The 17,980-nt window shown below is 58.4% G+C and carries 14 protein-coding genes and 1 pseudogene; 2 read left to right on the top strand and 13 right to left on the bottom strand.

All coding sequences use genetic code 11. The annotated features are described in order from the left end of the window. Positions 1 to 301: 301 nt before the first annotated feature. From G518_RS0125450 to G518_RS0125395, 12 genes are all read right to left on the bottom strand, one after another. A complete protein-coding gene (locus G518_RS0125450) occupies positions 302 to 2,560 on the bottom strand; it encodes a RelA/SpoT family protein (RefSeq protein WP_028604901.1) in 2,259 nt (752 codons plus the stop codon). Between the two features lie 229 nt (positions 2,561 to 2,789). After that, entirely contained in the window at positions 2,790 to 3,629 is an 840-nt protein-coding gene (locus G518_RS36955) for an NAD-dependent protein deacetylase (RefSeq protein WP_051237394.1), read from the bottom strand. Between the two features lie 124 nt (positions 3,630 to 3,753). Next, positions 3,754 to 4,362, bottom strand: coding sequence for a chalcone isomerase family protein (locus G518_RS0125440; protein WP_051237393.1), 609 nt, complete (start codon positions 4,360 to 4,362; stop codon positions 3,754 to 3,756). Positions 4,363 to 4,714: 352 nt separating this feature from the next. Continuing rightward, positions 4,715 to 4,915 carry a DNA-directed RNA polymerase subunit omega gene (gene rpoZ, locus G518_RS0125435; RefSeq protein WP_028604899.1) on the bottom strand — a complete coding sequence of 67 codons (201 nt, stop codon included), beginning with the start codon at positions 4,913 to 4,915 and terminating at the stop codon, positions 4,715 to 4,717. 19 nt (positions 4,916 to 4,934) lie between these two features. Then, complete coding sequence (gmk, locus tag G518_RS0125430; protein ID WP_028604898.1) at positions 4,935 to 5,555, bottom strand: guanylate kinase; 621 nt, start codon at positions 5,553 to 5,555, stop codon at positions 4,935 to 4,937. A gap of 139 nt (positions 5,556 to 5,694) precedes the next feature. Beyond that, entirely contained in the window at positions 5,695 to 5,979 is a 285-nt protein-coding gene (locus tag G518_RS36950; protein WP_036596123.1) for a hypothetical protein, read from the bottom strand. After that, complete coding sequence (locus G518_RS0125420) at positions 5,976 to 7,010, bottom strand: LLM class flavin-dependent oxidoreductase (RefSeq protein WP_028604897.1); 1,035 nt, start codon at positions 7,008 to 7,010, stop codon at positions 5,976 to 5,978. The genes G518_RS36950 and G518_RS0125420 overlap by 4 nt, the downstream gene beginning before the upstream one ends. 166 nt (positions 7,011 to 7,176) lie before the next feature. Continuing rightward, a complete protein-coding gene (locus G518_RS0125415; RefSeq protein ID WP_028604896.1) occupies positions 7,177 to 8,598 on the bottom strand; it encodes a HAMP domain-containing sensor histidine kinase in 1,422 nt (473 codons plus the stop codon). Then, positions 8,598 to 9,302, bottom strand: a complete 705-nt coding sequence (locus G518_RS0125410; RefSeq protein ID WP_028604895.1) for a response regulator transcription factor — start codon at positions 9,300 to 9,302, stop codon at positions 8,598 to 8,600. Before G518_RS0125410 ends, G518_RS0125415 begins: the two co-directional genes overlap by 1 nt. A 118-nt stretch (positions 9,303 to 9,420) precedes the next feature. Beyond that, positions 9,421 to 10,809: a TolC family protein gene (locus G518_RS0125405; RefSeq protein ID WP_425414305.1), complete on the bottom strand. Its 1,389-nt coding sequence runs from the start codon at positions 10,807 to 10,809 to the stop codon at positions 9,421 to 9,423. After that, positions 10,802 to 13,915 (bottom strand): efflux RND transporter permease subunit, encoded by a 3,114-nt coding sequence (locus tag G518_RS0125400; protein ID WP_028604893.1) that lies wholly within the window; start codon positions 13,913 to 13,915, stop codon positions 10,802 to 10,804. Before G518_RS0125400 ends, G518_RS0125405 begins: the two co-directional genes overlap by 8 nt. A 22-nt stretch (positions 13,916 to 13,937) precedes the next feature. After that, positions 13,938 to 15,113 carry an efflux RND transporter periplasmic adaptor subunit gene (locus tag G518_RS0125395; RefSeq protein WP_084652277.1) on the bottom strand — a complete coding sequence of 392 codons (1,176 nt, stop codon included), beginning with the start codon at positions 15,111 to 15,113 and terminating at the stop codon, positions 13,938 to 13,940. Between the two features lie 311 nt (positions 15,114 to 15,424). On the opposite strand from G518_RS0125395, the gene G518_RS0125385 reads away from it, so the two are divergent. Beyond that, positions 15,425 to 16,102: an alpha/beta hydrolase gene (locus G518_RS0125385; protein WP_028604891.1), complete on the top strand. Its 678-nt coding sequence runs from the start codon at positions 15,425 to 15,427 to the stop codon at positions 16,100 to 16,102. 110 nt (positions 16,103 to 16,212) lie between these two features. Then, positions 16,213 to 17,673, top strand: a pseudogene (locus G518_RS36945) (ABC transporter ATP-binding protein); the annotation flags it as partial. A gap of 13 nt (positions 17,674 to 17,686) precedes the next feature. On the opposite strand, the gene G518_RS0125375 reads toward G518_RS36945, so the two are convergent. Further along, on the bottom strand, positions 17,687 to 17,980 hold a 294-nt coding region (locus tag G518_RS0125375), incomplete at its 5' end, for an integrase core domain-containing protein (RefSeq protein ID WP_028604890.1).

The following is a 17,980-nucleotide window of genomic DNA, read 5'->3' as shown; positions in this document are numbered from 1 at the left end:
GCTGTTTTTCGAGCGCAATAGGACCGCGAGGAGACTTTGAACAGGCTCTAAGAGGTTGTCGAACTTGGTAATCGCCAGCGGTGAACCGACCGCTGCGGCTCATTTGGAGCCGGCGATTTTTAAGTTGGGCAGTATCCTAGGGCGTGTTCACACTAAATTCACCCCGGCCCGAAGGGTGAGGCTCTGGCAAACCGCACTCGGCGTTGCAAACCCTCGCCGGGTGTCCAACCCGGCTGCGGTTTGCGCCTTGATTGCGGCTCGCCAGAACCTCACGCGGGGGTGAATTTAGTGTGAACACGCCCTAGCCTGCGGCTGGCGTGATACGCGAGGCCCGTAGCACCGAATGTGTGCGGCGCAGGTTGCGCAGCACAGCGTCCAAATGCGTTTTATCTCGCACTGTGACCACGAAACGCAGATCAAGCGCGTCTTGTGCGGCTTCGTCGGCCATGCCCAGATGGATGATGTCGGCCTCAGCTTCTGCCAGTGCCACCGCCACTCGGGCGAGAACGCCCTTGCCATTGACGACAGTGACAACGAGACCCACCTCGAACGCACGCACTGGCTCGTCTGCCCAGGCTACGGTGATGAAACGCTCCGCATCTTTATGCTGAAGCCGGCGAGCTACCGCGCATTCGTCGGTATGCACGACCAGGCCTTCGCCACGCCCCAGATAGCCCACGACGCCATCGCCAGGAATAGGGCGGCAGCAAGTGGCGTATTTGACTGAGGTGTTTTCGCCACCGTCCAGTGTGACAGCGCCTTGGGACAGGTTTTCATGCGCGGTATAGCGCTCGCGGGTGAGAAGCAGGGCGTCAGGCTTATGACCCTGTGCGGCCAACATGGTGACCAGACGCTTGGCCACCATATTGGCGCTGCGCTTGCCTAGGCCGATATCGGTCAGCAACTCGTCGCGGGTACGGTTGCCGGTGAATCTCTGCAGTTTTTCCCAGATGGGCTTGTCCACGGGCTCCAGGCCTGGCAGATGGTCAAGGCCTTCGGCTCGCACTGCCTGAGCCAACAGCTTTTCGCCCAGTTGACTGGATTCGTTGTGAGCCATCGCTTTGAGGTGATGGCGAATGCTGGAACGTGCGCGCCCTGTGCGCACGAACCCCAGCCATGCGGGATTGGGTGCGGAGACAGAAGCGGTGATGATCTCAATCACATCGCCGTTGGCAAGCTCGCTGCGCAGCGGCACTTGCTCACCATTAACCTTGGCCGCCACCATGTGATCACCGATATTGCTATGGATGGCATAAGCAAAATCGACCACTGTGGCCCCCTGCGGTAGCGCCATGATCTGGCCCTTGGGGGTGAATACATACACCGCATCGGGGAAGAGATCCACCTTGATGTGGTCCCAGAATTCGGCGGCGTCGCGTGTTTCGTCCTGGATGTCGAGCAAGGACTGCAGCCATTGAGTGCCCAGGTGTTCGCCCTGAGGGCGGTCGTTGTCACCCGCCTTGTACAGCCAGTGCGCAGCCACGCCGGATTCCGCTACCAGATCCATGGGTTCAGTACGGATCTGAAACTCGATGTTGACACTGGCAGGACCTACCAGCGTGGTGTGCAGGGATTGATAGCCATTGATTTTTGGTATGGCGATGTAATCCTTGAACCGCCCAGGCACCGGTTTGTAGAGTTGGTGCAGCAGACCCATCGCGGTGTAGCAACTGATGGTGTTGGAGAGAATCACGCGTACACCATACAGATCATTCACCTGTGCGAATGACAGGTGTTTCTCATTCATCTTGGTGTAGATGGAGTAGAGCGCTTTCTCGCGACCAACGATGCGTGCCGACAGCCCGGCTTCGTCCAGAGCTGTTTCCAGCTCATGCTGCACTTTCTGGATCAAGTCTCGCCGACGTTGGCGAGCGCGTCCAACTGCCTTGGACAAAATGCTGTAACGCCACGGCTTGAGGTGGCGGAACGCCAGGTCTTCCAGTTCGCGGTAGGTCTGATTGAGACCCAGCCGGTGAGCGATGGGGGCGTAGATTTCCAGCGTTTCAGTAGAAATGCGTCCCCATTTGCTGCGCGGCATGTCAGACAGCGTGCGCATATTGTGCGTACGGTCAGCCAACTTGATAAGAATGACGCGCACGTCACGCGCCATGGCCAGCAGCATTTTGCGAAACGATTCGGCCTGATTCTCTTCACGCGTGGTGAATTGAAGCTTGTCTAACTTGGTAAGTCCGTCTACGAGTTCTGCAACCGGTGTGCTGAACTGTTCCACGAGATCGGCCTTGGTGACGCCGCAGTCTTCCATGGCATCGTGGAGCAACGCGGCCATCAGGGCGTGGGCGTCCAGTTTCCACTCAGCGCACTGAGCAGCCACTGCGATAGGGTGGGTGATGTAGGGCTCGCCACTGTGGCGAATTTGCCCTAAATGGGCGGTATCCGCAAAACGATAGGCGCGGCGCACCTGCTCAACATCCGAGGGGTCAAGGTAGTCAAGCTTGGCTTCCAGCGCGGCAAAGCTCGCGGCCGCGGCATTGGCGGCAGCTAATTGAGGGGATGGCGGAGGGCCAGCCGGTAACGGGGTGGACGAAAGCACCGAACTCATGCGCTTAGCTTAACCGTTTGCGCAAAAAACGTGCAAATGCTGCATAAAAGTGCATACGCCAAAACAGTCATTCTTGAATAGGCCTTTTCGCCGGTGCGGGTACGCGTTGAGACAACAGCATGAAACGATTTTTCCCCAAAGAATGCGTCAGATAACTTAAGTACAAATGATTCCCCGACTCATGAGCCAAATCTATCGTTGAGCTCACCTGATAGATTATGAACACGTTCTAATTCAAGAACGGAACAGATCTTCGTTCCATTTGCGTGACCAGATGAGTCAAGGCTTCATCACAGGGCATTTGTAGTTTGATATCAAGCTCAGCGTCAGCCCGTGTCACCCCCAGGTTGATGGCCGCGACAGGCATCCCCCGGGACTTGGCCGCATGGACAAAACGCAGGCCCGAGTAAACCATGAGTGAACTTCCCACCACCAACAAGGCATCGCTGCGTTCCAGGCTCTCCATGGCCGAGCGCACCCGCGCCAAGGGTACGTTTTCGCCGTAGAACACCACGTCAGGCTTGATGATGCCGCCGCAATGAGGGCAGGGTGGTACCGTGAATGCGGAAAAATCCACGCCTTCCAGGTCTGCATCGCCATCAGGCGCAGCGCTGGCATTTCCGACTTGCCAGTGTGGATTGGCTTGCAAAAGCGTGCTTTGCCAGTCTGCTCTGGGCGATCGGTCTATGCACTGCATGCAGACGACGGCGTCCAGCCGACCATGCAGGTCCACCACTTGGAGACTACCGGCTTGTTGATGCAGGCCATCTACATTTTGCGTAATGACTTGTGCAATACGCCCCAAGCCTTCCAGTTTTGCCAGCGCATGGTGAGCGGCATTGGGCCGGGCTTGGCGAAAAACTGGCCAGCCAATAAGGCTACGGGCCCAATAGCGCTGGCGAACCGCAGCGCTCCCCATGAATTCCTGCAATGTCACGGGTGAGGCACGCTTCCAGGCTCCCTTCGCGTCGCGGTAGTCAGGGATACCGCTTCCCGTGCTCAGGCCGGCACCGGTCAAGATAGTCCAGTTTTGGCGGGGGGTAAGTAGACCTAGCAGGGAATCGACCATGGTCCCCGGGATTTTGACAGCATTCAGATTCAACCGGAATCAGCGCATGCGAGGGCATTGTTCCGAGAGGGGGCTCTGAGGCTCCACGAGGGGCCTCGAGAAATCCAGGATCTGAAATCCGTTCTTACGCGCCCAGTAGCGCATCCTTGAGCAAGGCGTCAGCGGGCGAGTTGCCGAGCCATATCTTCAGGACGATTCCGAAAAATTCCGTGTCGCCGAGAGGGGCCCCTTGCTGCACGTTGCCTACGTAGAAGAATGAACCCTTACCGGGCACGAAATTCATGCTTACCCGGTCGCCAGGCATCAATTTATCTCGGCTTGAAAAGATTTCTATCAACCTGGTCATAGCGGGCAGATGACGGACAGATTGATCTTTGGTGGTGTTGGCGCGCATGCCCTTGACCATGGCCAAACCCAGATCTGTGCTGCTCACTTCACGCAAAATAGCCAGATCAATCTTCTTGGGGCCAGCAAGGGCGAGCACCTCATCCGTAGTGCTCACCTTGCGGGGCAGGTACAAGGCCATGTCATAGACCTTGAAGACCACCCGGAAACGAGTGCCGACCCCATTGAGCACCAGGGCGGTATTTTCGACGAGCGCCGTCGTTGGGAACGAGGTGCTGGGTGGCGGCGTTTGAGCGGCCTGCACGGGAGCCGCGCAAGCCATGGCTAGCGCAACAGCTCCAATGGCCGTACGGCGGGAACACATGTTGCGTTTGGCTAAATTACCCATGAATCTTCTCCTGCAAGTGCACTGTTACACTTGAAAACAAGTCTACTTAATGCAGGTTCAAATGGGCGGTTGTGCTACACACAAATGCGTCTTGAGTGTGAAATATGACTCCGATCTGTCACCAGGGTGCGCAATGGGCTCGCACACTTCACGTTTGAGTGAAATTCATGGGTTTTAGAGCGTATTTGTAGTCATTTCGAAGCTCTTGCAACCACAATGAATACGTTCTTATTGAGTTTTTGGTTTCAGCGCCTGATTACCTGCGGCTTGGCTGATTACCGGTGCAGCCAAGAAAAAAGGCGCCTTGAAAGGCGCCTTTGATCAGGGAGGGTGTCGCTGTCGCCCAGTGGGCTTAAGGCACCTTCTTGAGCATTTCGATCCCAACTTTGCCAGCGGCGATTTCGCGCAGAGCGGTCACAGCGGGCTTGTTGCGCGTTTCGAGCTTGGGCGTGTGGCCTTGGCTCAGCATGCGGGCACGGTAAGTGGCTGCCAGAACCAGCTGAAAACGGTTCGGAATCTGCGCCAGGCAGTCTTCAACGGTAATGCGTGCCATCTTGGGATACTCCGAGAGATTAAATAATGTTTAGGGCCTTGAACGTGTCGGCGCGGGCACTCTTTTGAGCACTGAATTTCAGCCGCTGGGCGTGCACAATGGCTTTTAGATCGAAAAGCGCGCGTTCAAATATCTCATTGATTATAACGAAGTCGAAGCTACTAGCTTGCGCTACTTCAAGGCGTGCATTATTTAGCCTGAGTTCGATCACTTCAGGAGAGTCCTCTCCGCGCCGCAGTAGCCGGGCGCGCAGTTCATCCAGGCTAGGTGGGAGCACGAAGATCAAAATGGCGTTGGCGAAGAGGCGCTTGATTTGCAAGGCACCTTGCCAATCGATTTCAAGCACGATATCGCCACCACTTCCAATGCGCTGCTCAATGGTTTGGCGTGAGGTGCCATAGCGATTTCCGTGAACGTGAGCCCATTCCAGGAAATCACCAGTGGTCACCATGGCGTCGAACTCAGCGTTTTCAACGAAGAAGTATTCGCGGCCATGCTTTTCCTGGCCGCGTGGTGCACGCGTGGTGTGCGATACGGAAGGGGCAACGCCGGAGTCGACCTCCATCAGCGCCTTGACCAAGCTCGATTTGCCCGTACCGCTGGGCGCTGCTACAACGAAGAGATTACCGGGATAGTCCATGCGACATACGCTTTAGCGCATCGGGTTCAGAGCGGGGAGGGCGCGAATTTTAGCCGGATATTTCAGTTTATCCGCGAGTCAAACACGCGTTCATCATCTATCGGGGATTGTGCCAGTGCCAATGCAGGGTAGGCTGCAATCAGGTGCAAGGGGTTTGGCTTACGGTGTCGCCCACGTCCGGCCGGCAAGGACGAGGTGCGTCACTGATGCGCTCTCGCACAACGATGCCGCTATTGTCCGCAGATTCTGGCTTGGATGACATGGCATCAAAACCGGCTCCGATGGCTTTGCCTGTGAGTACGACGCCCGTGGAGACCACGGCGCCACCCACGCTGATTGCCGCGCCTGCTGCTGCTCCGGCCACTGAGCAACCCGTGAGTGCCAGTACCGAACAGACGCACCCTAGCTGGAACAGACGAATCATGCGGCAGCTACTGCACCTGGTACCAATTCGCCGTTTCGCACGGACATGGCAATGTCCAGCGCACGCAGGCGCAAGGCCGGATCGAATACATCGCACACCAGCATCATTTCGTCGCAACCTGTCTGCTCCGCCAAGGACTCAAAGCCCGCACGAATGGTTTCTGGTCCGCCTACCACAGCGCAAGACAGAAAATCGGCAATGCCGGCTTGCTCCTGAGGACTCAGGCGCTCGAAAAAATGCTCAATTGGAGGGGGTAATTTGCCTCGGGTGCCGCGCAAGATGCTTAAAACCCTCTGAAATACGCTGCTCGCAAGATAGGTGGCTTCTGCGTCAGTAGGTGCGGCCACCAGGGGCACACCAATGATGACGTAAGGCTTTTCACATTGCGCTGAAGGTTTGAAGTAACGCCGATAAAGGTCAACCGCCTGTAGCAGCATGGCCGGCGCAAAGTGCGATGCAAATGCATAAGGCAGGCCACGTTCTGCGGCCAATTGCGCGGAAAAAAGGCTCGATCCCAGGATCCAGATAGGCACTCGTGTGCCGGCCCCGGGGTTGGCAACCAGCTTCTGGTTGGGCGAGGGCTCGTCCAGATAATGCTGTAACTCTGTGACCTCACGTGGGAAATCCTCGGCCGTTTCTACCCGGTTGCGCCGGAGCGCCCGCATGGTCATCTGATCGGTCCCGGGCGCTCTTCCCAAGCCGAGATCGATGCGGCCAGGGTAGAGCTCTGCCAGCGTGCCGAAGGCTTCAGCCACGACCAGTGGGGCATGATTGGGCAGCATGATTCCGCCCGAACCCACCCGAATGGTCTTTGTGCCCCCGGCGAGATGCCCCACCAGCACAGCGGTGGCTGACGAGGCGATGCCCATCATGTTGTGATGCTCGGCGACCCAATAGCGCGTAAAACCCAGGCGCTCTGCGTGCTGGGCGGTTCTGAGTGCCACGGCCAACGCGTCGGCGACAGTGCCTCCTTCGCGCACGGCCACCAGATCGAGCATGGAAAAGGCGATGTCTTTCAGTGGTTTGGTCATGAGGCGATTTTGCGTTGATTGGCTGATTTTGTCAGCGGAGCCCCGGGGTGACCGTTTTATTCGGCGGTCTTTGGCATGGCGGCGATCTCGGCGCGGCCCGTCCTGTGTTTAGAGCCTGTTCAAAGTCTTTGCGAGGAGACTTTGAACAGGCTCTTAGAACACGCTCCTAGTCAGAGACGCTGCTATCCGGGACGGCCGGAAGCCAAATTCTCGCTTGGAGTCCGGGGTGAACGTTCTCAAACTCCAAGCGGCCGCCATGGAGTTGCACAATGGCCTGCACGCTGGAAAGGCCCAGGCCGTAGCCTCGCTGGTCGGTACGGGCTCGGTAAAAGCGTATGGTCATCTTTTCCAAGACTTGTGGATCCACGCCTGCGCCGTGATCGCGGACCACAATCTCCACTCCCCGGGGGCTGCCTGGCCCTTGGGCAGGAACCTCGGCGGCCCGCAGGATGATGTCTACCGCCTGCTCGTCGTCTGCGCCGCCGAGGTTCCTGCCTCCGTATTTGAGAGCGTTGTCCAAAAGGTTGGCCACTGCACTGGCAAGCAGGTCACCGTCGCCCAATGCTACTGGAGAGCCAATCACATCGGCGCGCAGGCTGCCCCCTCCATCTTCCACCACAGGAGCATAAAGATCGGCCACGTCTACGAGGAGGGCTCGCATATCCACCTGTGCGAAGCTGGCGCGACTGGTGCCACTTTCCACTTCGGCGATTTGAAGCAGTTTCTCGAAGACCACGCCCAGTTCCTCAACTTCTTGAGTCACGCTCACAAGCGTGGCACTTTGCTCCGAGGCGGGCGCATTTTGTGCGTTGCGCAGTTGCAGCAGCATGCGCGTGAGGGGTGTGCGCAAATTGTGCGCAATGGTGTTTGAAACGTGCCGTATACCTTCCATGAGCTGCTCAAGCCGATCGAGCATGCTGTTGATATCCCGGTTGAGCTGCGTGAATTCGTCATCAGGGCCTTCCACGGGAATGCGCTGGCTCAGATCACCGGCCGCCACCCGGGCCATGGTGTTGCGAATTTCGGAGGCGCGGTCTCCCACCACGCGGCGAAAAAGCCGGGCCCCCAGTACCGCCAGCACGAGGGCAACAAGCACCGCCGTCAGGGAGGCTCGGGTGATCAAGCTCTCCATGTAGTGCAGCGCCTTCAGATCGCTCCCCACCGCCAGCATCTGCCCGTTGGGTAATTCGGCTACGGCCACGCGAGCCAAAACCATTTCATCGCCACGACGCACGTGCAGATCGCGCAAACCCAGGGTACTTAGCCTGCGTACTGGCTCAGTGGTGGCATTGCCCATCAGGATATGGCCCTCGGCGTCCGCGAGGATCACGATTTCGGTGTCTGTGTTCAGGCCATCTTGCAATATCCCACGGATCTCAGCCTCCAGTGCTGCCTGTCCGTTCTGGGCCTGCTTCTCCAGCAGCCGACGCAGGTGATTGTCAGCCTGCCTGTCAGCGCGCAGGTGCAGCACGCCCACGGTTTGTACGTAAAACACTGCCAATACGGTTGCCAGCGTCAAGATCAGCAGACCGCTATAGCTCAAAGCCAGACGGAATGCCAGCGAGCTCCAAGGGCGCAGGCGTGCCATCAAACTCCCTGCGGCAAAGATTGAGGCTGGTCAGTCAGGCTGTAGCCCACACCGCGCACGGTATGGATCAGCGAGGGTTGGAACCCTTTGTCTACCTTGCCTCGCAAGCGGCTGATGTGGACGTCGATCACATTGGTCTGCGGATCGAAGCGGTAGTCCCATACTGATTCAAGCAGCATGGTGCGCGTGACAATCTGGTGCGCGTGCTGCATCAAAAAACTCAGAAGCCGAAACTCGCGCGGCTGGAGGGCTAATGGCTGGCCGGCGCGCTCGGCGCTTCGAGCCATGAGATTGACGCGCAGATCAGCTACCCGCAAATCGCGCTCCGGCGCCGGGATGCGCGCGCGGCGCATGAGTGCCTCCAAGCGAGCAGAAAGCTCGGAAAACGCGAAAGGCTTGGTGAGGTAATCGTCGCAACCTGCCTTGAGGCCGCGCACACGCTCGTCTGTGGCTGAAAGTGCGCTGAGCACCAGCACGGGCGTTTGCTTACCCAGCGATCGCAAAGTCTGCAGGATCTGCAAACCGTCGAACCCGTGGGCCAGCATGCGATCAAGAATGATGACATCCCACTGCTCTCCAACGGCCAAAGCAATTCCCTGGACCCCTTCGCCGCATACAGTGACCTGAGCGCCCTGTTCGCGTAGCCCGTCCGCTATGTAGCGCGCGTTGAGCGCGTCATCTTCGATGATGAGGTAACGATACATGCGAAAGAGCGTAGAGCATAAAGCGATGATTGGCGCTGACTATATAGAACATCCAGAAACTCCCGCCGTTGCCGAAGGTGGTGTCTGACGCTTAGATCGTCAACGCGTGCTAAGAGTGCTAAGGCTGGATATCGGGCAAGTTGCCGCTCGCCACGCGCAGTTGCCACTCAGCATCCAATAGATCCTTGACGAGGTCCAAGTGCTCTATTCGATGTTCTGTGATGGATTCGAGCGCATCAATGAGATCCAGGATGCCGCCCCTGCCAAGTTGGTAGGCATCCTGGGCCATTTGGCGGAGCGGGGCGATTTGAGCCAAGCCCTCGCGTTCGTAGGCCACTACGTTGGCATGCCTGAGTGCTAATTGCTGCAATGCCGTGCGCAACCCGGATTGCGCGGATAGCAGCGCCGCATCGCGGCGCAAGCGAGCCTGGTCGGCTTCAACGCCTGCGTGATCGATGGCGCCACGTTGGCGGTCGAACAATGGGATCTCCACGGAAATGCCTAATTGCGTGTAATTTCCATCGAATCGATTCGTGACCCGCGTGACGCCGATAGAAGGTGTGGGTATGGCCTCTCGGCGCGCCAGCTCCACCTTGTGCCGGGCTTGATCCAAGTCTGCCTGCGCACTGCGCAAGGAGGCAAGCTGCGCGCTGGTGGTTTCCCAGAGCCGGTCGAAGTCATTGGCTTTCGGGGTGGGGCCGGCTTGCAGGCTGCCTTCAGCGCGCGGTACCCAAACGGGCAAAGCCGCTTGGGCTGCCACGCGCGCACCGGCCTCCTGCACTGCGGCCCCTGCTTTGGAGACTTCCATCGCCATACGAGCCTGTTGCAGACTCAGGCGTGCGCCGTCGTAGCGGCTGCGCGCGCCGGCATCTATTTGCCCGCGCACAATGCGCCCCGCTTTGTCCAGCTCCTGCGACGCCTCTTGCCATATGAGTAAGCGGCGCTGCGCCACAAGCAGCTCGTTGAATGCCTGAGCTGCTTCATCCAGGGTGGTGGCCACTGCGGCACGTGCGTGCTCAGCGGCGGTAGTCTCGCCCTTGCGCGCCTGCTCAATGCGCGCGCTGCGTTGCCCGAAGATCGGTAAGGGCTGCTGCACGCTCCACTCGCGCTCACCGGGCTTGCGAGAAACAGCTATAGAGGGGTTCGGAAAGGCGCGCGCGGTGCGTGAATCAGCCCGCGCAAGGTTGACTTGCAACTGCTCGGCAGCAAGCGCAGGCTGATTGCGCACTACCAGGCGCAGGTATTCCTCCAGCGTGACTGGATGCTGCGGAGCGGGCGTTTGCTCGGTAGCCGTTTGCACAGCCACATCCGCTGAGGCAGCATGCGAGATGCTCATTGGCATGCCCCCCCATGCCAAAGCGGTTGCTACCAACACGCTAAGCAAGCCTTGGCTGGACGAGGGCGCAAAAGAGCTGAGTCGCTGGATGTGGCTGCACGGTGCCGATCCTGTGAGACTGTCTTTACCGGCTCTGCGGCTCACGAGGTTGGAGATTTGAGTTTCAATCATTCTGCGCGGCTTCATCACGTTCCTCTTGCGTCATCATGTTTCGGGGCCCAAACAGCATGTAGAGCACGGGCAGCAACACCAGGGCCACTATTGGAAGCACGACCATGCCTCCCACAATCACTGAAGCGAAAGGGCGTTGCGTTTCGCTGCCAACACCGGTGGATAGCGCCATGGGCAATAGCCCCAGCAAAGCCAGCAACGCCACCAGCACCACGGAACGCATGCGCTCTGCTGTACCTTCTACCAAGGCTTGCATCATGGGCATGCCCTGGCGGCGGAGTTCTTCCACGGCGGAAATCACCAGCAAACCCGCCAGAGCCACTTGGCCTAGCAAGGCGATGAAGCCAATAGCCGCGCTAATCGATAGATCGATCCCCGCCAGATGCAGTGCCGCAAGGCCCCCGACCATGGTGAAGGGGGCGCACAGCAGGATCACGCTGGCGCTACGCGCTTGACCCAGCGCGCTGAAAAGCAGGGCATAGACCACCAGGAGGGACAGCGGCACCACGATCTTCAGGCGTGCGGCGGCGCGTTGCTGGTTCTCCCATTCGCCACCCCAAATAGCCTGGTAGCCCTCTGGCAGCTTCACGTTTTGGTTGAAGAGCGCAAAGGTCTCTTTGACCACCGAGCCAATGTCACGGCCTTCCACGTTAAATTTGAGCGCCATGTAACGCGCATTGCCTTCACGGAAGATCGAGGAGTTGCCAATCTTGACCCCCACCGTTCCTACCGCGTGCAGCGGCACCGATCCACCGTTAGGGAGCGGAATGGCGATATTGCGAATGCGTTCCTCATCCATGCGGTCCACATACGGAAGGCGTACACGCACCGGCACTGCGTATTCGCCTTCCCACAGTGTGGTGGCCACGTCGCCCGCCAAGGCGCCTGCCAACGTCGTCTGAGCGGTTTCCATGGCGATACCCTGGCGTGCCAAGGCGCGGCGGTCAAACTCCACGTGCACTTGCGGAGCCGGCGCATCGCGGTATAGATCCAGATCCACTACGCCATCAATGCCCTTCACGACGCTCAAGGTTTTTTGCAAAATCTGGCGCAATTGCGAGATATCAGATCCGAACACCTTGAGCACCACTTGTCCGCGTGCGCCCGAAGTGGATTCTTCCACGCTGTCTCGGATCGGTTGCGCAAAGTTGAACGCCACGCCGGGGATTTCGCCTAGCGTTGCCCTCATTTGTTCAATCAGATCTGGCTTGCTCATGCCCTTGCGCCATTCGCCATGAGGCTTTAGGCGTACCAGGGCTTTGGCCAGGTTCAGTGTCTCGTTGTCAGTGCCTGATTCAGGGCGACCCTGCTCGGTGGTTACCGAGATCACTTCCGGGAAAACCTTCAAGCGACTACGCACATCGCGCAGCACTTCCTGGCCTTTTTCGAGTGAAATAGAGGCAGGCATTTGCACCAGCACGTAGGCGTCGCCCTCATCGAGTTCAGGCAAAAATTCCGTCCCCAGGAATTTGACAGAAATGCCTCCTGCCACCAGAAGTACCAGAGCGGTCACCAGTACGCCCGCCCGCTTGCGCCCTGTGGCGACCACCGCGGAGATCCAACGCTGATAGCCGTGGTGCACCGTGTCAAAGATCTTGGGCTCGTCAACCATCACATGCTTGGGCTTGAGAAAGAGCGCGCAAAGCGCCGGCACCAAGCCCATGGCGAACACCAATGCACCCAGCAGCGCGAAACTGTAGGTCAGGGCCAGCGGGCGGAAAATGCGCCCCTCAATGCTTTGAAGCGAAAACACGGGGATCAGTGCGGCAATCACGATAGCCATCGCAAAAAGCGTGGGTTTAGCCACCGCTACCGCAGAATCAATGATGATTTCCCGCATCTCCCGGCTGGTTGTGGGTTTTCGCTGGCGCGCATTGCGGATGATGTTTTCCGCCAGCACCACCGCGCCATCGACCATGATGCCGAAATCGATGGCCCCCATGGAGATGAGGTTGGCAGGCATGCCCAACAGGTAGAGGCCGATAAATGCCGTCAGCAGAGAGAGCGGAATCACCGTGGCTACGATGAGGGAGCCTCGCAGGCTACGCAGGAAGAGCCACAGCACCCCCACAATCAACGTAGCGCCGAACAGCAGGTTGTGCTGCACGGTGGCAAGCGTATGGCCCACCAGATCAGAGCGATCGTAGTTGGTGGTCATGCTCATCCCTTCGGGCAAGCCACCATTGTTGAGCTCGTTCACCTTGACGTGAATGGCATCCAGCACCACAGAGGGGTTTTCACCGCGTTTGAGCAGCACAATGCCCTGCACCACGTCGTCGTGCTCATCCATGCCCACAGATCCCTGGCGAGGTGTGTGCGATTGCAGTACGCGCGCCACGTCTCCCACGGTCACAGGCGCGCCGCCACGCAGGGTGACCACCACATTTTGAATATCCTGAGGCGTGCGCAGCAGGCCAATCCCTCGAATGATGAGAGATTGCTCACCGCGCCGCATCAAGCCACCGCCCACGTTGCGGTTGGATTTGGAGATGGCTTGGCTCACATCTTCCAGCGTGAGACCCATGGCGTAGAGTCTGTCAGGATCTGCCTCCACGTGGAACTCTTTGACGAACCCGCCAATGCTGACGACGTCTGCCACGCCCTGCACTTGCTTGAGCACCCGCACCACACGCCATTCTTGCTCGGTCCGCAATTGGGCCAGGTTGTGACGCTCGCTTTTCAACCGGTAATAGAAGATCTTGCCCAGAGGCGTGTAATCTGGCGCCATCTCGGGCGTCACGCCTTCCGGAAGGTTTGCCTGCGGCAGGCGCTGAGCCACTTCGGCTCGGGCGGTGAAGCTCTTGGCGTTGTCATCGAAGACAAGGTTGATCATCGCGAGGCCGAAATAGCTCTCCGAGCGCAGCGATATCAATCCTGGTGTTCCATTCAGCTCACGTTCCAGTGGCTGAGTGATCTGTCTTTCCACCTCCTCGGGCGCCAAGCCGGGTGCTTGGGCGATCACGCCCACCTGCACATTGGTGACATCGGGGTAAGCTTCGATGGCGGTATGCAAATAGGCATACACCCCAAAAACGGCTATAGCGAGTGTGGCGCACAAGGCCACAAGGCGCCTATGCACGACGAACGCAATAAGAGAGCGCAACATTCGTTAGATCCCTTCGCCGCGTTCAGAGCAACTGAGCGGCGGCGCCGTCCAACAGCATTCCACCGCGCACCACAATTTTTTCGCCAGGCTTGAGGCCCGAGATCACAGGCACCAGGCCCCGCGCTGGCTGACCTAGCTCAATCGCGCGGGCTTCAAACAAACCTTCTTCGCGCTGCACATAAACCACGCTGCGGCTTTCGTCCTTGATCAGCACGGCTGTCACGGGAATGAGCATCTGATTCTGGTTGGATACCTGAATGCCCACACGTGCCTGCATACCCGGGCGCAACGCGGCGTCTTGAACATCCAGGTTCACGATCACGTTGACGCGGCGAGAATCCTTGTCTAGCGTGGCCCCCAGGTGAAGCACCTTGCCTGTGAGAGGTTTGGGCAACTGCGGCACAACCACCTGTACGGCGCTGCCTTTGCGAATACCGGGCATGTCGGTTTCAAACACCTCCGCTACCAGGTTCAATCCCTGCGGGTCACCCACAGAAAATAGCTCAGCGCCGGGCTCAACTGCACCGCCAAGCATGGCTTTGCGCTCCGCCACCACGCCAGCACGTGGCGCACGCACCACGAGCTTGTCTCCCGCGCCGCCACCCAGAAGAGCTGCAGTGCCCCGGGCACGGTTCAACTCCTGGGTTGCCTCACGCTGTCGCGCCTGGGCTGCACGCAGCTCGACATCTACGCCCACGCCTTTATCGACCATGGTTTGTTGGCGCCGTACCTCAGCGGACGCAACATCCTGCGCCGTGAGCGCAGCAGCCATCTCATGGCGAGTACGCAAGGCATCGGAGCTGACCAGGGTGGCCAGTACGTCGCCTTGTTTGACGACGTCGCCCACATGAGCCTCGATGGTTTGCACGCGGGCGGCCACAGGCACGGAAACCGCTGTCACACGATCTTCCTTGAACGCCACGCGTGCGGGCGCCCAGGCCATTTGGATGCCCTGGGGATCCGCCACGGGCTCGATGTCCAGCATTCGCGCAGAAGCGGGCTGAATTCTTACCTCGTTTTTCTCAGCTTGAACCGCAGCTTTGGGCTTTGGCTGGGCAGAAGGAGGGGAGTCAGAGGCTCCGCAACCCAATAGGGCTACAGCCGACACCACCGGTCCGATAACCGCGACCCAACGTGAGTTGTTGAAAATCGGGCTTTTCCGCTCTCCGCGGCATTCCATATCCAAACGCTCGTTCATTGCATCCCCCATTTGTCCTAGCTTGTCCTTACCGCGAAGCGAAACTGGCCTCGAGCACTGTTCACAGGGTGCGATGCTAGGAAAACGGGTGGGTTTTGGGGGTGACGCTTACGTTACGGTTTGGTAATGTGACTGGAAGGCATTGCGGATGAACTTCCTGAGAACGTGTTCAAAGGTGGTACTGTCCCTTTTGGCCGGTGCTGGCCCGTTAACATCAAAGCCTGCTTTTCCATTTTTGCTGAGTTGCGTTTGATCGATAAACCCCGTTCGGGCGGTATCTTTGAAAGCAAATTGGTATTTATCTCATGACCATGACAGATCTTTCTCCCCTACACACACTTGAGTTCGAAACTGGCCCGGAGCCTCGCGCCGCAATCGTTTTGATGCATGGACTTGGCGCTGACGCCAACGATTTCGTGCCGTTCGTGAGTGAGATTGATCTGCGGGGCGTGGGCCCGGTGCGATGGATTTTCCCTAACGCGCCCCAAATTCCTGTGTCTATCAATGGTGGCTATGTCATGCCCGCCTGGTACGACATATTTCCTGATCGTTCTACCGAAGACGCAGAAGGGTTGCATCGCTCCCGCGTGGCCATTGAGGCGATCCTGGCGCGTGAGAAGGCCAGGGGTATTCCTGCTGAGCGCATTGTTGTTGCGGGCTTTTCACAGGGATGCGCCATGGCGCTGCTGACCGGCTTGCGCTACCCCGAGCGGTTGGCGGGTGTTGCAGGGCTGTCAGGTTATCTGCCGCTGGCAGGTCGGCTGTCTGCAGAGCGCAGCAAAGCAAACGCAGATGTGCCGATATTTCAAGCTCATGGCCGCCAAGATGAAGTGGTTGTGCCCCAGCGCGCCATCGCCTCGCGAGATGCCTTGCAGGCGCTGAACTACCCCGTCGAATGGCATGAGTACAACATGTCCCATTCTGTTTGCGCGCAAGAAGTGAGTGATCTGAATCAATGGTTGCTGAAAGTTCTGGCTCCCAGGACTTGACGCTTTCCGCATGGCGTAGGCAGGCTCGCGTCAGGCGCTAGAACACGCGTTCGAGTCACGAGATTCGCCTTTATCTGAGCCTGGAATTCCAAAGGGGGGATGATCGCTCCATGCGAATGCTCTGGAAGTACCTCAAACCCCAATGGCGGTTGGCCACGATGGCTTTGCTCCTCGCTGGGCTCAGTCAAATCCTCGCGCTGGTCGATCCCATCATTTTTGGCAAGCTGATCGATGAGTATGCAAGCCAGAAGGGGATCAAGCCTGACGATGAGCTCGTACGCGGTGCGCTGACGCTGCTGGCGCTGGCAGTCATCGTCGCACTGGCTTCGCGGGCCGCTCGGGCGCTACAGGAGTACGTCACGCGCATGGTGGTGCAGCGCTTTGGTGCGCAGATATTCAATGACGGACTGCGCCAGACCATGCGCCTGAACTTTCAGGAATACGAAGACGTTCGTTCTGGCGAAACCTTGTCGCTGCTGCTGCGCGTGCGCCAGGATACCGAGCGCTTTATTAACGCTTTCATCAACGTTCTGTACGCCTCGGTAGTGGGGCTTGGATTTTTGCTTTGGTATGCGGTGACCAAGAGCTGGCTATTGGTGCCGGTGTTTTTGGTGGGCTTGTTGGTGTTGGGTGGCTTGAGCGGCCTGCTTAGTCGGCAAATTCGTACGCAACAGCGATCAATCAACCGGGAAACCACGAAGAACGCGGGATTCATTACGGAATCGCTGCGCAATGTAGCGCTCATCAAAAGCCTGGGTCTCACCTACAGGGAGATTCGGCGAATGCAGGCGGAAACTGAGAAAATCTTCGCGCTTGAGATGACCAAGGTCAGGCGGATTCGGTGGCTGAGCTTTCTGCAAGGCTCCACCCTGAGCATACTCAAGCTCTCCGTGTTGTTTACGCTTCTGTGGTTGATTTTTCGGGACGTACTTTCTACGGGTGAATTGATTGCCATGCAGTTCATCTCGGTGGCCATTCTCGCCCCCCTACAAGAATTGGGCACCATCATCCTGACTTGGCGCGAGGCCAGTTCTTCCATGAGTAATTTCGAGGAACTGATGGCCAAACCAGTGGAGCGTCGGCCGCCAGACGCGGTGCAGCTCGGGCCGATAGAGTCATTGCGTTTTGAGCAGGTCGTGTTTCGCCACCGCGGCGCACGGGAAAACTCTATCGATGGGGTGAGCTTCCACGCCCGAAGAGGTGACACCATTGCCTTTGTCGGCCCCTCCGGTTCCGGGAAGTCGACCTTGATCAAGCTGCTTCTAGGCTTGTACAGGCCTGACGAAGGGGCCGTGCTGTTCAATGAAATCAATGCACGCCGCCTGCGCTACAACGAGGCGCGCCGCCAAGTAGGTTATGTGACGCAGGAGACCACGCTTTTCGCCGGTACAGTGCGCGAGAACCTGCAGTTCGTACGCCCCGACGCGAGTGATCAGCAGATCATGCAAGCCCTTTCCCAAGCCAAAGCGGCCCAGATCATAGAACGGCTGCCTCAGGGCTTGAATACCTTGATCGGCGAATCGGGATACAAGCTTTCCGGTGGAGAGCGTCAGCGTTTTGTGCTGGTCAAGTAATTTCGGACACCTAGATAGGGGCACGTTCTGCCATGTGTCGTTCATAGACATTGGGAGGCAGATAACCCAGGCTCGAGTGCAGGCGGCGGCTGTTGTAGAAGCCGACGATGTAGTCGCAGATGTCGGCAGCGGCTTCAGCGTGGTTGGCGTAGTCGCGCTGCCACACACGTTCCATCTTGAGGTTCAGGAAGAAGCGCTCCATCACGGCGTTGTCCCAGCAGTTGCCCTTGCCGCTCATGCTCGCGCGCAGGCCATGGCGTGCCAGCAACTGCTGATGCTCGCGGCTGGCGTACTGGCTGCCCCT

The organism is Ottowia thiooxydans DSM 14619, assembly GCF_000422885.1.
Taxonomy (GTDB): Bacteria; Pseudomonadota; Gammaproteobacteria; order Burkholderiales; family Burkholderiaceae_C; genus Ottowia; species Ottowia thiooxydans.
Note: the sequence above shows the minus strand (reverse complement) of the source record. Positions and strands in the feature narration are given on the sequence as shown.

Bases quoted from the DNA above. Each gene is read 5' to 3' on its own strand.
- G518_RS0125450 (WP_028604901.1), bottom strand. From the start codon at position 2,560: ATGAGTTCGGTGCTTTCGTCCACCCCGTTACCGGCTGGCCCTCCGCCA.
- G518_RS36955 (WP_051237394.1), bottom strand. From the start codon at position 3,629: ATGGTCGATTCCCTGCTAGGTCTACTTACCCCCCGCCAAAACTGGACT.
- G518_RS0125440 (WP_051237393.1), bottom strand. From the start codon at position 4,362: ATGGGTAATTTAGCCAAACGCAACATGTGTTCCCGCCGTACGGCCATT.
- rpoZ (WP_028604899.1), bottom strand. From the start codon at position 4,915: ATGGCACGCATTACCGTTGAAGACTGCCTGGCGCAGATTCCGAACCGT.
- gmk (WP_028604898.1), bottom strand. From the start codon at position 5,555: ATGGACTATCCCGGTAATCTCTTCGTTGTAGCAGCGCCCAGCGGTACG.
- G518_RS36950 (WP_036596123.1), bottom strand. From the start codon at position 5,979: ATGATTCGTCTGTTCCAGCTAGGGTGCGTCTGTTCGGTACTGGCACTC.
- G518_RS0125420 (WP_028604897.1), bottom strand. From the start codon at position 7,010: ATGACCAAACCACTGAAAGACATCGCCTTTTCCATGCTCGATCTGGTG.
- G518_RS0125415 (WP_028604896.1), bottom strand. From the start codon at position 8,598: ATGGCACGCCTGCGCCCTTGGAGCTCGCTGGCATTCCGTCTGGCTTTG.
- G518_RS0125410 (WP_028604895.1), bottom strand. From the start codon at position 9,302: ATGTATCGTTACCTCATCATCGAAGATGACGCGCTCAACGCGCGCTAC.
- G518_RS0125405 (WP_425414305.1), bottom strand. From the start codon at position 10,809: ATGATTGAAACTCAAATCTCCAACCTCGTGAGCCGCAGAGCCGGTAAA.
- G518_RS0125400 (WP_028604893.1), bottom strand. From the start codon at position 13,915: ATGTTGCGCTCTCTTATTGCGTTCGTCGTGCATAGGCGCCTTGTGGCC.
- G518_RS0125395 (WP_084652277.1), bottom strand. From the start codon at position 15,113: ATGAACGAGCGTTTGGATATGGAATGCCGCGGAGAGCGGAAAAGCCCG.
- G518_RS0125385 (WP_028604891.1), top strand. From the start codon at position 15,425: ATGACAGATCTTTCTCCCCTACACACACTTGAGTTCGAAACTGGCCCG.